This window comes from Pelorhabdus rhamnosifermentans, from assembly GCF_018835585.1.
GTDB lineage: Bacteria > Bacillota > Negativicutes > UMGS1260 > UMGS1260 > Pelorhabdus > Pelorhabdus rhamnosifermentans.
Genome location: NZ_JAHGVE010000001.1, coordinates 280313 through 294316 on the forward strand (window position 1 = coordinate 280313; position 14004 = coordinate 294316).

12 protein-coding genes are annotated in these 14004 nt (G+C 44.7%); all 12 read left to right on the forward strand.

Annotated features, from left to right (window positions below; genetic code table 11):
• Positions 1-109 precede the first annotated feature (109 nt).
• The 12 genes from secA (at position 110) to Ga0466249_RS01465 (ending at position 13666) form a co-directional block, all read left to right on the forward strand.
• Positions 110-2620, forward strand: a complete 2511-nt coding sequence (secA, locus tag Ga0466249_RS01410) for a preprotein translocase subunit SecA (RefSeq protein ID WP_215827649.1) — start codon at positions 110-112, stop codon at positions 2618-2620.
• Between the two features lie 3 nt (positions 2621-2623).
• Positions 2624-3734, forward strand: a protein-coding gene (gene prfB / locus Ga0466249_RS01415; RefSeq protein ID WP_215827650.1) for a peptide chain release factor 2 whose coding sequence is annotated in 2 segments (ribosomal slippage) — positions 2624-2695 and positions 2697-3734 — 1110 coding nt in all. Because the reading frame shifts where the segments join, the coding sequence is not laid out codon by codon here.
• Between the two features lie 14 nt (positions 3735-3748).
• Positions 3749-4441 carry an LmeA family phospholipid-binding protein gene (locus tag Ga0466249_RS01420; protein WP_215827651.1) on the forward strand — a complete coding sequence of 231 codons (693 nt, stop codon included), beginning with the start codon at positions 3749-3751 and terminating at the stop codon, positions 4439-4441.
• Between the two features lie 43 nt (positions 4442-4484).
• Positions 4485-6527 (forward strand): DUF5693 family protein, encoded by a 2043-nt coding sequence (locus Ga0466249_RS01425; RefSeq protein ID WP_312889679.1) that lies wholly within the window; start codon positions 4485-4487, stop codon positions 6525-6527.
• The gene (gene csaB / locus Ga0466249_RS01430) at positions 6520-7614 is read left to right on the forward strand and encodes a polysaccharide pyruvyl transferase CsaB (RefSeq protein WP_215827652.1); all 1095 of its coding nucleotides are present in this window, start codon (positions 6520-6522) and stop codon (positions 7612-7614) included. The genes Ga0466249_RS01425 and csaB overlap by 8 nt, the downstream gene beginning before the upstream one ends.
• Before the next feature lie 17 nt (positions 7615-7631).
• Positions 7632-8477 (forward strand): YitT family protein, encoded by an 846-nt coding sequence (locus Ga0466249_RS01435; protein ID WP_215827653.1) that lies wholly within the window; start codon positions 7632-7634, stop codon positions 8475-8477.
• 69 nt (positions 8478-8546) lie between these two features.
• A complete protein-coding gene (locus Ga0466249_RS01440; protein ID WP_215827654.1) occupies positions 8547-9284 on the forward strand; it encodes a site-2 protease family protein in 738 nt (245 codons plus the stop codon).
• 102 nt (positions 9285-9386) lie between these two features.
• Positions 9387-10073 (forward strand): cell division ATP-binding protein FtsE, encoded by a 687-nt coding sequence (ftsE, locus tag Ga0466249_RS01445; RefSeq protein WP_215827655.1) that lies wholly within the window; start codon positions 9387-9389, stop codon positions 10071-10073.
• A complete protein-coding gene (gene ftsX, locus Ga0466249_RS01450; protein ID WP_215827656.1) occupies positions 10063-10950 on the forward strand; it encodes a permease-like cell division protein FtsX in 888 nt (295 codons plus the stop codon). The genes ftsE and ftsX overlap by 11 nt, the downstream gene beginning before the upstream one ends.
• A 15-nt stretch (positions 10951-10965) precedes the next feature.
• Entirely contained in the window at positions 10966-12069 is a 1104-nt protein-coding gene (locus Ga0466249_RS01455) for a murein hydrolase activator EnvC family protein (protein ID WP_215827657.1), read from the forward strand.
• Positions 12070-12174: 105 nt separating this feature from the next.
• A complete protein-coding gene (locus tag Ga0466249_RS01460; protein WP_215827658.1) occupies positions 12175-13326 on the forward strand; it encodes a S41 family peptidase in 1152 nt (383 codons plus the stop codon).
• Positions 13327-13351: 25 nt separating this feature from the next.
• Entirely contained in the window at positions 13352-13666 is a 315-nt protein-coding gene (locus Ga0466249_RS01465; RefSeq protein ID WP_215827659.1) for a cupin domain-containing protein, read from the forward strand.
• Positions 13667-14004 lie beyond the last annotated feature (338 nt).

Genomic DNA, 14004 nt, shown 5'->3' on the forward strand with positions numbered 1-14004 from the left:
GACCGTCTGTTAAAATCATATAATAGGCAAAGGTATAGCCTGGCTGCTTGTTGAGCCGCTATTTTTTAGCTATAGAATTTTGGTATCCTGACTAGGGAGTTGATAGGTCTTGTTGAATTTTTTAAAGAAATTACTTGGTGATGATAATGAAAAAGAAATCAAGCGGATGCAGCGTTATGTAGATGAGATTAATGAACTTGAAGCGACGATGACAGGGATGAGTGATGTCAAACTTGTGGCGAAGACGAAGGAGTTTCAAGGGCGCTTGGCTGACGGTGAAACGCTTGAAGATATTTTGTCTGAAGCTTTTGCTGTTGTTCGGGAGGCTTCGCGGCGTGTTCTGGGTATGCGTCATTTTGATGTGCAGCTGTTAGGCGGTGTGACTCTTCATGAAGGCAATATTGCTGAGATGCGTACAGGTGAAGGTAAGACACTTGTGGCAACGCTTCCTGTGTATTTAAATGCCTTGACAGGCAAGGGCGTTCATGTCGTGACAGTGAATGACTACTTGGCTCGCCGTGACAGTGAATGGATGGGAAAACTTTATCGTTTTCTTGGTCTGTCTGTAGGTCTTATTGTGCATGGATTGGATTTTGCTGAACGCAAAATGGCTTATGCTGCCGATGTTACATATGGTACGAATAATGAGTTCGGTTTTGACTATCTTCGTGATAATATGGTTGTACAGCGTGATCAGATGGTGCAGCGACCGTTAAATTATGGCATTGTCGATGAAGTAGACAGTATTTTAATTGATGAGGCGCGGACACCGCTGATTATTTCCGGACCAGGGGAAAAATCAACGGAGCTTTATGCCAAGTTGTCTAAAGTTGCGCCGAAAATGGTGGCTGAGACAGATTATACGATTGATGAAAAAGCCCATACGGTGGCACCGAATGAAGCGGGTATTGCCAAGGCTGAAAAACTGCTAGGCGTTACTAATTTGTATGATGCGGAAAACATCGAATTGTCGCACCATTTTAATCAGGCTCTCAGGGCACAGTTTTTGATGAAACGCGATAAGGACTATGTTGTAAAAGACGGCGAAGTCGTGATTGTCGATGAGTTTACGGGTCGCCTTATGTTTGGTCGCCGTTATTCCGATGGACTTCATCAGGCCATAGAAGCTAAAGAAGGCGTGAAGATTGAACGGGAAAGCCAGACGCTGGCCTCCATTACTTTCCAGAATTATTTCCGTATGTACGAAAAACTGTCTGGTATGACAGGTACAGCGAAAACGGAAGAAGCAGAGTTTCGGAAAATTTATCAGCTTGATGTCATTATTATGCCAACGAACAAACCGATCATGCGGACGGACTTTCCTGATGTGATTTATAAAAATAAGAAGGCAAAATATAAAGCTGTTGTGGAAGATATTGTGGAGACGCACCGCAAAGGCCAGCCAATGCTTGTGGGGACGACATCTATTGTGCAGTCAGAGGCTTTAAGTGATTTGCTGAAAAAACGCGGCGTCCCTCATAATGTATTGAATGCCAAGTTCCATGAGATGGAGGCCCAGATTGTGGCGCAAGCCGGTCAGATGGGGGCTGTTACTATTGCGACGAATATGGCTGGTCGTGGGACAGATATTGTCCTTGGTGAGGGCGTAGCCGAAGTGGGCGGTCTTCATATTATCGGTACGGAACGACATGAAAGCCGTCGTATTGATAATCAGTTGCGTGGACGTGCCGGACGGCAGGGTGATCCTGGTTCATCGCGGTTCTATCTGTCCCTTGAAGATGATCTTATGCGTCTCTTTGGCTCCGATAATATTGCCGGGATTATGGAAAAGTTGGGTATGGAAGAAGACGAACCGATTGAGCACCCTTTAATTAGCCGGTCCATTGAACAGGCTCAGAAAAAGGTGGAAGGACGTAACTTTGATATTCGGAAACAAGTGCTGGAATATGACGATGTCATGAATCAGCAGCGCGAAGTCATTTACAGCCAACGCCGTCAGATCTTGATGGGCGAAAATATGCGTCCTCATATTTTCCCGATGATTGAGAAAATCATTGAACAGGGCATGGATCTCTATGCGAACGAGAAAGTTTATGAGGAAGAGTGGGATCTTGCCGGTCTAATTAATTACAGTGAGGAATATTTTGCTGTTGAGGGTCGGTTGAAAGCGGAAGAGCTGGCAAAACTCAGTCGCTTTGAACTTCAGGAAGATTTAGTGAAGGCCGCGACTGAGGCTTATGATGCCCGTGAAGCGCTGTTTGGCGAAGAAACGATGCGGGAACTTGAAAAGGTCATTATGCTCAAGGTTGTCGATGATAAATGGATGGAGCATTTGGATGCCATGGAAATGCTTCGTCAGGGGATTGGACTTCGGGCTTATGGTCAGAAGAATCCTTTGATTGAATATAAACTGGAAGCTTATGATATGTTCCAGCAAATGATTGAGCATATTCAAGATGAAATTGTAAAATATATTTACCGTGTCAATGTGATGACACAACAGCCTCAGGCTGCGGATCGGCTGCATGATGCAAGGACTTCCCATGGTGAAGAGGAAGAACATGTGAAATCGCCGATTGTGAATCATGATAAGGTGGGCCGCAATGATCTTTGTCCTTGCGGATCAGGCAAAAAATATAAGAATTGTTGTGGGAGATGAGTTTTGTTGTTAGAAGATTTACGGATTGAGATTGAAAGAGCAGGCAAGAAGTTACAGGAAATCAGGGTTTCCCTTTGACGTTGATAACAAGGAAATTGAAATACAACGGTTAGAACAAGAAATGATGGCACCCGGTTTTTGGGATGATCCGACAAGTGCGCAAAAGATGTCACAGCAAGTGACTCGCCTCAAAGATTCTGTTGTGGCCTATGACGATTTAACAAAGAAGTTGGCTGATACAAAGATTCTGTGGGAGCTTGGCATGGATGAAGCTGATGAAAGTGTCTATGATGATGTGGCAGGCACACTGTCGGCCATGCAGCAGGAAATTGATCATTTAGAACTGGCGCTCATGTTAAGCGGCGAATATGATGAGAATCATGCTATTTTAACGCTTCATGCCGGAGCAGGCGGTACAGAAGCGCAGGATTGGGCGCAGATGCTCTTAAGAATGTATGTGCGCTGGGCCGAAAAGAATGGTTATAAAGTGGAAACCATGGACTTTCTGGCTGGTGATGAAGCAGGTGTAAAAAGCGTCACTCTGTTAATTTCGGGGCCTCATGCCTACGGCTATTTGAAGGCGGAGAAGGGTGTTCATCGCTTGGTGAGAATTTCGCCTTTTGATGCGGCGGCGCGGCGTCACACGTCTTTTGTGGCGGCTGATGTTATGCCGGAAATTGATGATGCTGTGGAGATTGAGATTAATCCCGTTGATCTGCGTATTGATACCTACCGGGCCAGTGGTGCAGGGGGGCAGCATATTAATAAGACGGACTCTGCTGTGCGCATGACTCATTTGCCGACAGGGACTGTGGCGCAGTGTCAAAGCGAGCGCTCGCAGATTCAAAATCGTGAACAATGTATGAAATTGCTCAGAGCGAAGTTATTTGTTTTAGAGCAACAAAAACAGCAGGAACTGAAAAATGAAATTGGCGGCGAATATCGAGCCATTGAATGGGGAAGTCAGATTCGTTCGTATGTTTTCCATCCTTATAATCTTGTAAAAGATCACCGTACAGGTGCAGAAACAGGCAATGTGCAGTCTGTCATGGACGGCGAAATTAATTTGTTTATTGAAGCCTATTTGAAACAAGCGGGAGCCAAAAATGAGTAAGAGAGGGTGAGCAGATGAGACGAAAGGGAATCTTGTTGATTGGCATTCTGCTGGTTGTGTTCATCATTGCAGATGGATTTTTGCCAGGACTTGTGTCTCGTTATGCTGTGCAAAGTCTGAAGGAACTAACAAACAGTGATAATGTGACTGTCGAGGTCCATAAGACGCCGGCTGTGCTAATGCTTACAGGCCAGTTTGATCAAGTGACGGTGGATGCCGAACAGGCAAAAATTGATAAGATTACCCTCAGTAGTATGCAGGCAGTACTCAAGGATGTACAGCTTGATATGAACGCCCTTTTGACGCAAAAAAAGTTTGTTCTCAAGTCTGTGCGTGATCTCACTGTCACAGGGACGGTGCCACAGGCCGAGCTTGCCCGGTTTTTAGATGCCAATGTCAAGGGCAGTCACAATGCGGAAGTCCTGATTACGCCAGACAAGGTGACAGTGAGTACGAATTTGTCTCTTGGGGCGATAGCCAAGGTGGTTGTTACACTGGAAGGCAAGATTGTGTCAGACGGACAAAAACTTAAATTTGTGACAGACCGTTTTTTACTTAATCATGTTCTTGTTGGGAATATCGGCGGGACCATGCTGACGGAAATTCCCTTGCTTGATTTGAAGAAGCTGCCCTTTGGTACGACGATTCAGGATATTGTACTCGAAAATGGACAAATTGTTATTATAGCAGGAAATCATGCACAATAACGAGTAATCCATGAAGGGTCAAAGAATAAAGGTGGAGAAGATTGTGGCCTATCGATATAATAAAATATTTAAGGTGCTGGTCATTGTCGGACTTGTCGCAGCTTGTGGCATATGTGTACAAAGATTTCAGCTGGAACAAAATAATCGGACCGTGGAACTTGTCTTGGATTATGAAGACATTGTCGAGCTTTCTGAAGTGGAGGGCGTGTCCCTTGAATCACTCTTAGGTCAGTTTAAGGAAGCGGGGCTTACTTCACTTGCTGTCTATGATACGACGCTGGAAAAGTTAAACAAGAGTGGTAAGGTGACAGCTATACCTGGTGCAACGATTCTCCATCAGTATCGGGAAGGTACCTTAACAGATCCCTTCTGGCGGAATTTAGCTGTCAGCGGGAGAATCGCAGCGGCTGAGACCTATGTCATCGGTAACAATGATCAGGCTTTTGCTGAGGTTAAGAGTGATTTGGCGCGCCGCTTGAGTCCTGATCGGGTTGAACAGCTTGCGGATGGAGCTTTTCCGGTTTTAGCTGTGAAGGCTAATTACGAAAAAGTGGTTAAATGGAATTTGGGTTTGTCATCGGAGGAGATGCAAACTGTGGCAGCTCACGGGTATTATGTGGTGCCACGGCCAACGAATTATCTGAAGGTAAAGCCGGATGATGTTCAATCTGTATTTGACCGGATTCGTCCGATTGATCATGTATCATCTATTATGTTTTCTGGTGATGAAGTAACAGGCTATCCTGGCTTAATTTCGCAGGTAGCTCAGGAATTGAAAGCCAAAGATCTAACACTGGATATGATTGAGCATCCTTTGCAACTGCAATTTATGAAACAAGAAGGTTTACTTCCACTTGCCGTGTTGAATGACTACCGTTCAGCACGGGTCTATGTGATTCCTAAAGATGAGCAGCCCAAATTAAAATTGGATGAAGCGGTTCATCGCTGGTTGCTTACGGATGAAGAACGTAATATTCGCGTGAATTTATTGCGTAAATATGATATTCCCGCGCAAGGCATGACACTTCTTGAAACAAATTTAAAATATGTGCAAGGAATTCGTGATTTGCTTACGGAAAAGGGCTTTACTTTGGGTCGCGCTTCGGTGTTTCCTGTTTATTACCCGAGTCCTTGGCTGTTATCGCTGATTATTCTGGGGTGCTGGGCGGCTGTGTGTCTCTTAGTGTCAGCCATTCGGCCTGTTCCTGATAAATATCTCTATATGTTACTGATTGTGCCGACAGTCATTATGCTGGTTCCCATTTTAAAGGGCAGCGGCACTCTTGTTCGGCAGGCAGCGGCAACGCTCTCTGCTGTGACACTTCCTGTTCTTGCCATGACTTATCAATTGGACAGGTGGCGTGAAGACAAGGCCCAGGATTTTTCAATTGGTAAGATTTTGGGCAAGGGACTTTCGAATTTGGCCGTTGCTTTTGCGATTGCCATGGTGGGAGGCCTCTATGTAGCGGCTCTTCTGGGTGATGTGCGTTTTTTCCTTGAGATGGAAATTTATCGTGGCGTCAAGGTAACTTTTGTGCTTCCCCTTGTCTTGATTTTTATTGTTTATTTAACACGATTCAATTTGTTTCCTCAGATGAAGACCCAAAAAATTGGACCGCAACTTCGCCAATTACTCAATATGACAATTACCATGAAAAGTATGTTGGCACTGGCTGTTGTTGCTATCGTTGCTTTGGTTTATGTTGGACGATCAGGCCATACTGCGGGTGTTCCTGTGCCTAATTTCGAAGTGCAAGCACGAGCTTTTTTAGAAAATGTCTTGTACGCCAGACCCCGTGAAAAGGAATTTTTGATTGGTCATCCGGCATTTTTGTTGGCTGCTATGGCTTTTTATCAACGTTGGCCACGGTTTGTGCACTTTGCATTGACTATATGTGCTACGATTGGTTTGATGTCTCTTGTAGAGACATTTGCCCATATTCGGACGCCTGTCTTCATGTCTTTTGACAGAGGTATTAATGGCGTTGTGTTTGGCGCGGTGATTGGTGTGGTCGTTGTGCTTGGGGTACAGTTCATTCGTGTTCTGGTGAAACGGGCTGGAAGGAGAACTTTTTCTGATGAGTGAGATAGTCATATCGGGCTATTATGGCTTCGCCAATGCTGGCGATGAGGCCATGCTGGCTGCGATGATCGAGGCTTTCACTGATTTAGAGCCGAGTGTTTCGATTACAGTTATCTCAGGTAATCCGAAGGACACGCGTGAGCGTCATGGAGTCAAGGCTTTATATCGCCTCAATTATCCTAAAATATTTGCTGCTATTGCACGCTGCGATTTATTGATTAGTGGTGGCGGCAGTTTGCTGCAAGATGTTACAAGTGATCGCAGTATTTATTATTATTTGAGTATTGTTTTCATTGCTAAACATCTTGGCAAGCCTGTGATGCTTTATGCGCAAGGGATTGGCCCGGTGCGTAAGGCCATGGCGCAGGCTGCGATGCGTTACATTGGTAATAAGGTGGATTTGATCACCGTGCGTGACGAAGGTTCACGGGCGGAGCTTAAGTATTTGGGTGTGGATCAGCCGCCAGTTTTTGTGACAGCTGATCCTGTTCTTGCCATGCATCCTGTGGACAGACAGATTGGGCGGACAATTTTGCGCAAGTATCGTGTGGAAGGGGCCCGTCCAATTGTTGGTATTAGCGTGCGCGAATGGAAAGATTGGGGACATTATAAAACCGTTTTGGCTCAGACTGCCGACTATCTTGTGAGAAACTATCAGGCAAGAGTCGTGTTTTTGCCTATGCAGTGGCCTGATGATTATGAGGCCGCCCAAAAGGTAGTGAGTCATATGCAGGAATCAGCAACACTGCTTGAAGAAGAATATACGACAACTGAAATGTTATCTCTTGTGGGAAATTTGGACTTATTAATTGGTGTTCGTTTACACGCATTAATTTTTGCCGCTGTCATGCATGTGCCGCTGCTTGGTATTTCTTATGATCCGAAAATTGATCGTTTCTTAGAGACCATGTCTGTTCATCATGTTGGATCGCTCCAGTCTGTTACTTTTGAAGCCATGGTGAAGCATATTCAGGCTTTATGGCCGGAAATGCTGCAGTCCAACGACTCTCGGCAAGCGCGGATTAATGAATTACGTAATAAGGCTTTTTCCAATGCGGAACAGGCATTAGCATTAATTGATCACAAGTAAATAAAGGGGATGACTATTTGAAGAGATGGATGAGGGACGCATGTGGCATTACTGTCGGTGCTTTGCTTAGCGCTGTTGCTTTGAATATGTTTTTAATTCCTAATAAAATTGCTGCAGGCGGTATTACGGGACTTGCCATTGTTTTTCATTATTTATTTGGCGTGCCTGTTGGCATGACAAGTTTGGCCCTTAATATTCCGCTGTTTTTGATCGGCGTCAAGATGTTTGGCAAGCGCTATGGATTGAATACCTTGTTCGGAGCGGTTGTCTTGTCTTTTGCTATTGATGGTCTGGCCCCTTTTGTGCCGGTGCTCACAAATGATACGCTGCTTTCCTGTCTTTATGGCGGCGTTCTTGACGGGCTTGGTCTGGGGCTGGTGTTTAAATTTAACGGGACGACGGCTGGCACCGATTTGGGGGCAGCCATTATTAATAAACTTACAGGCATTAGCGTAGGTCAGGCACTACTTGGTGTAGATTTCTTTGTCATTACCCTGGCGGGTTTTGCTTTCGGCAAAAGTGAGCTATCTCTTTATGCGTTGATTACGCTTGTTGTGGCTACGCAGATTCTAGACCTTGTTCAGGAAGGACGCAGTTCGGCGCGGGCCTTTATTATTATGACATCTTGCCCGGACGCTGTGGGAACCGCCATTATGGATGAATTGGGTCGTGGTGTTACCTATCTTAGTGGACGCGGTGGGTATACGGGTGAAGTCCGTGAAGTTGTTTTTTGTGTCGTCAGTCCCACGGAAGTGTCACGGATGAAGGAACTTGTACATCGTCTGGATGAAGGTGCTTTCGTGATTGTCGCTAATGCTCATGATGTGCTTGGCGAAGGTTTTGGTTCCATCCAAAAGCTTTAGATAATTTTATCACTCAAAAAGGCTCATTCCGCATATAGATGGAATGAGCCTTTTTGGGGAGGGATGACCATGGGGGCGCTGAAGGTGGTTAGTTTTGGCAGTCGCCTTGTTCGTCGCGTTTGTATTGCGGCCATGGGACTGTCTGTTATGCTTAACATAGGCTCTACTATTCTGACTAGCGCCGTGTCGATGACATTGTCGCTTATCATTTATGCTGCTGCTTTTGGTTTCCAGTTTGCTCTGGGGTTTATTGCTCTCTTGTTTATTCACGAAGCCGGGCATCTAGTGGCATCGCGGGCTGTAGGCATATCTGCTAAAGGGCCATGGTTTATTCCCTTTGTGGGCGCAGTTATTCGGCTGTGTGATGTGCCTTTCAATGCCAAAATGGAAGCCAATATTGCTGTGGCGGGCCCGGCGGCAGGAACGCTTTCGGCGCTCATTTGTCTGGCCTGTTATTTGTGGACGGATAGTACACTTATGCTTGTTCTTTGCTACACAGGATGTTTACTCAATTTGCTTAATCTGATTCCCTGTGCGCCTCTTGACGGCGAAAAGATTGTTGGCGCCGTGCATCCGAAACTTTGGTGGAGCGGTTGTATCATACTGGCCCTGTTATTTTTTTTTACATACAATCTTTTTATTTTGATTATTTTTTTCTTTTCTCTCATTCGACTGTGGCAGGACAAGGAGCCTGTCAACTATTATAAATTAGGCATGTATCAAAAAATGACTGTAGCCTGTTGGTATTTTGGTCTTTTAATTGTTCTTGGTGTAACAACTTATTATGTCTGGAATATATTAAAATAAGTCGGAGTAAGTCAGTTGGGAAGGTTTTTTGTATTGCTTGTCGAATAGAAAGCAAAATATGATTGTTTGTCAAGGGATTGGCTTAAAAGGAGTGCGGATGGTTTGATCACCATGTCAAATGTTTCGAAAGTGTATAGTAATGGCGCGGTTGCGTTGCATGATGTTACGATTAATATCGCCACAGGCGATTTTGTCTTTTTTGTGGGACCGAGTGGTGCGGGTAAATCGACTTTTGTTAAATTATTGTTTCGTGAAGAACTGCCTACAACTGGGCAGATTTTTGTCAATGGTCGTGATATTACACAAATGGATCTTGGCGAAGTGCCTTATCTCAGGCGTAGTCTGGGAACGGTATTTCAGGATTTTCGGCTGCTGTTAAATAAAACGGTCTATGAAAATGTGGCTTTCGCTATGCAAGTTATTGAAGCACCTCATCGGGAGATTCAGAAACGGGTGAGTCATGTCCTGGATCTTGTGGGACTGCGTCACAGGGCGCGGCATTATCCGACGGAATTATCTGGCGGCGAACAACAGCGTGTTGCTATTGCCCGGGCGATTGTGAATCAACCGGCTATTGTGATTGCTGACGAGCCAACAGGAAATTTAGATCCTGAAACTTCCTGGGAGATTATGAAGATTTTTGAAAAAATCAATCAACAGGGGACAACGATTATTATGGCGACACATGACCAGTATGTTGTGGATGCTATGAAAAAACGCGTTGTTGCCATGGAAAAGGGCCGCATTGTGCGTGATGAAGAGAAAGGGGCCTACGGCTATGAAGATTAGAACAGGCGAATACTTTGTGACGGAAGCCGTAAAGTCTTTGCGTCATAACGGCCTGATGAGTATTGCTTCTATTACTACAGTCGCTTTGTCCCTGTTAATTCTGGGTACTTTTTTAATGATGGTATTGAATTTAAATCATTTGGCATCAGAGCTAGAATCCAAAGTGGAAATTTCCGTTTATTTAAAGGATAGTTTAGATGATCGTGCTATGCGGGAAGTGGGAACACGCATTACACAGTTAACGGGTGTGACGGAAGTTACCTTTGTCAGCAAGGATGAAGCACTTGTCAAGTTTAAGCAGCGGTTGGGTGAGCAACAAAGTTTGCTTTCAGCCCTTGGGGACAGCAACCCTTTACCAAATGCTTTTGAAGTGAAGGTGGATCAGCCTGCACAGGTTAAGCCTGTTGCGCAGGCTATTAGTCAGCTAAATGGGGTAGAAAATGCCAGGTTTGGCCAGGAAGTAGTGGAGAAGCTGTTTCAATTGACGCAGATGATTCGCATTTTTGGGCTTATTCTCATCATTTTTTTAGCTTTTGCAGCCCTGTTTATTATTTCCAATACCATTCGAATTACTGTTTTTGCGCGACGTCGTGAAATTGGCATTATGAAATATGTGGGTGCCACCGATTGGTTCATTCGCTGGCCTTTTTTGCTTGAAGGCATTATATTGGGATTTGGCGGGGCTTTGATTGCTGTATTATTCTTAGCTCAGTCTTATAATATGCTGACTGACAAGGTTGTTCAATCTATGGCTTTTCTGCCACTTATTCCACGGTATCCCTTTATTACGGAGATTAGCTTGTTTTTGCTTGTGGCGGGAACGGTCATTGGTGCATTGGGCAGTACCATTTCACTGCGCAGGTTTTTAAAGGTGTAAATGAGGGGGAATTGGATGGGAACGATGAAAAAAGGATTTGTCCTATTTATGGCGGGACTTTTGCTGATTTTTATGATCATACCTGCATTTGCTGAACAGGATTTGCAGCAGCAGATGACTGAAAAACAAAGCCAAGCCGCTGTTGCACAGCAGCAAGTCGATTCTGTGACAGGAACTTTACAAAAGACGCAAATGGAGCTGGATGTAGCTCAGAATGAATATCAGCTTGTGGACAATCAATTGAAGGCGACGCAACAGCAAATTGCTGCTAATAAAGTCATTTTAGCCAATGCGGAAAAAATGTTAAGTGCGCGCACGAAGGTTTTGAATATTCGCATGCGTGATGTTTATAAAAATGGTCAAATTAGTTATATTGATGTTTTGTTTGGCGCAAGCGATTTTAGTGATTTTACTACGCGCCTTGATTTATTGCAGCGCGTAGTAAAACAAGATATTGATCTTGTGGCTGAGGTCAAAGCGGAACGCCAGCTTATTATAGATAAAAAAGGTGAGCTTGAACGCGATGAAGCCGCCATTACGCCTTTGCAGAAGGCGGCGCAGCAGAAAAAGCAAATTCTTGAATCAAAAAAGGCGGCACAACAAGCGACGCTAAATGCGGCAGTCAATCAACGCGATATGGCCCAGCGGGCTTATGAGGAACTCTTGGCTACTTCTCAACAGATTGAGCAGATGATTCGCAGCGGTAACCGCGGTATTGGCGGCGGTGGTGGTAGCGGTGTATTTATCTGGCCCGTGGGTGGGCCCATTACTTCACCCTTTGGCTGGCGCGATCATCCTGTGCTTGGTGGTGAGCGGTTCCATAGCGGCATTGATATTGGGGCGGGCTATGGTGAGACTGTTGTTGCAGCAGATACGGGTGTTGTGACTTATGCCGGTTGGATGGATGGCTATGGTAAAACGATCATGATTGATCATGGTGGCGGGATTGTCACTCTATACGGTCATAGCAGCGAGCTGTTAGTCAGTGAGGGACAACGTGTGGCCAAAGGACAGGCTATTATGCTTGTGGGGATGACAGGTTATGCCACAGGTCCTCATTGTCATTTTGAAGTGCGGTTAAATGGTAGTCCTGTGAACCCAATGAATTACTTGCCTTAAGCGGTGACAAGCAAGAGAGCATAGTTTTGTTTATATATGCATATAGTTAACAAGAAAAGTTGGCGTGTTACGCGCCACAGGCTGAGGAATGTTAGGTGGTGTGTTATGAGTCGGCGTAAAATTATTGGTTCAGCCATCTTGTTGGTGCTACTTACTTTTAGTGCCACAACCATGGGATTCTTTTATCTGCTTAAGGTACATACAGGGGATGTTTTGTCAACAGTGCAGTTTTTTCGGGCTGTACAGATTGTAAAATCCAAATATGTCGAAGATGTGCCTGTAGATCAGTTGATGGCGGGTGCCATTAAGGGGATGGTTAGTTCTTTGGGGGATCCCCACTCCGTTTATATGGATGCCAAGATGTTTAAGGATTTCATGATTGAGACAGAGGGATCTTTTGGTGGTATTGGCATTGTTGTTGGCGTGAAGGATAAAATGCTGACTGTTGTATCGCCTATTGAAGGAACGCCGGGCGATCAGGCCGGGATTCAAAGCGGCGATCAGATTGTGAAAATCGATGGTCAGTTGACGAAGGAACTGGCTCTTGATGAGGCTGTGAATAAAATCCGGGGACCTGAAGGTTCTAGTGTGGTACTCTCCATTAAGCGAGGCAATGAGGAAATCAAAGATTATACTTTAGTAAGGTCCAATATTCAAATCAAAACAGTGACAGGCAAGCTGCTTCCAAATCATGTGGGATATATTCGGATTGCCATGTTCAATGAAAATACAGGCAATGACTTTTTGAAGCAGTATCAAGAATTGGAAAACCAAGGGATGCAGGCAGTTGTGCTTGATTTGCGTGATAATCCAGGCGGGCTTCTTGAAGAATGTGTCAAGGTAGCCAATAAATTTGTTCCCAAGGGACCTATCGTATCTGTTGTGACACGCGATGGTACGCGAGAAGTCCATTCATCTACCTTAGAGGCTGTAAAATATCCCGTAGCCGTTCTTGTCAATGGCGGGAGTGCCAGCGCTTCGGAGATTGTAGCCGGAGCTATTCAGGATACACAGGCAGGTACACTGATTGGGACGAAGACCTATGGTAAGGGTTCAGTTCAGACGCTCATGCGTCTTGATGGCAGTACAGCCATCAAACTGACGATTGCTAAGTATTTGACTCCGAATGATCGTTCCATTAATGGGATTGGTATTGATCCCGATATTGTGCTTGAGATGCCGCCGTTAACCCCAGGCTCTCAGGATATTCAATTGCAAAAAGCCCTCGAAGTCGTGCAGGGAAAAATGCAGCAGTAGGGCTAGAGATGAGGAGACTTTTACAATGATGGAAAATCCCGGTTTTAAACAACTTGATGACTTGACTTCCCGCAAAATTATCGTGAGTGGTGAGGACTTGATGCTTGCGGAAGTTCACTTCAAAAAAGGTGGAATTGGCGCACTCCATAAGCACACCGATCATGAACAGGCCGGTTATATTGCCAAAGGCAGCTTTGAATTGACTCTTGGCAGTGAGAAGAAAGTTGTCAGGCAAGGGGACTGTTATTATGCGCCGAAAAATGTTTTGCATGGCGTTGTCGCTCTAGAGGATTCCATTATTATTGACTCTTTTACACCGATTCGGAAAGATTTCTTATAATAGGTTGGATATGTAGTGGTAAAAAATAGCAGGGAATGCTTAATTTCAGGGCATTTTCTGCTATTTTTGTCTGTATAGACCTTGACTTCCGCTTATAGTAATACGATTTCTGTGCCTGCTGGGTGTATAAAATGTTGCCTGGCGGTTCTGCTTAGTTGACAGTAGTTGAGACGGCATAGGATTTTTCTATGCCTGCCTGGTCATAAATGGATTCTGCTGACTTCTTCTATCTATTTGTTTTTGCCAGGCAGGTATGATAGTATTTTGATGATATCTTATTCAGCTTTTCGTGTTTCATTAAGCTGTTTTATTCATTCATTTATGTTATAATGATTATC

Bases quoted from the DNA above. Each gene is read 5' to 3' on its own strand.
- Ga0466249_RS01420 (WP_215827651.1), top strand. From the start codon at position 3,749: ATGAGACGAAAGGGAATCTTGTTGATTGGCATTCTGCTGGTTGTGTTC.
- csaB (WP_215827652.1), top strand. From the start codon at position 6,520: ATGAGTGAGATAGTCATATCGGGCTATTATGGCTTCGCCAATGCTGGC.
- Ga0466249_RS01440 (WP_215827654.1), top strand. From the start codon at position 8,547: ATGGGGGCGCTGAAGGTGGTTAGTTTTGGCAGTCGCCTTGTTCGTCGC.
- ftsX (WP_215827656.1), top strand. From the start codon at position 10,063: ATGAAGATTAGAACAGGCGAATACTTTGTGACGGAAGCCGTAAAGTCT.
- Ga0466249_RS01455 (WP_215827657.1), top strand. From the start codon at position 10,966: ATGGGAACGATGAAAAAAGGATTTGTCCTATTTATGGCGGGACTTTTG.
- Ga0466249_RS01460 (WP_215827658.1), top strand. From the start codon at position 12,175: ATGAGTCGGCGTAAAATTATTGGTTCAGCCATCTTGTTGGTGCTACTT.
- Ga0466249_RS01465 (WP_215827659.1), top strand. From the start codon at position 13,352: ATGATGGAAAATCCCGGTTTTAAACAACTTGATGACTTGACTTCCCGC.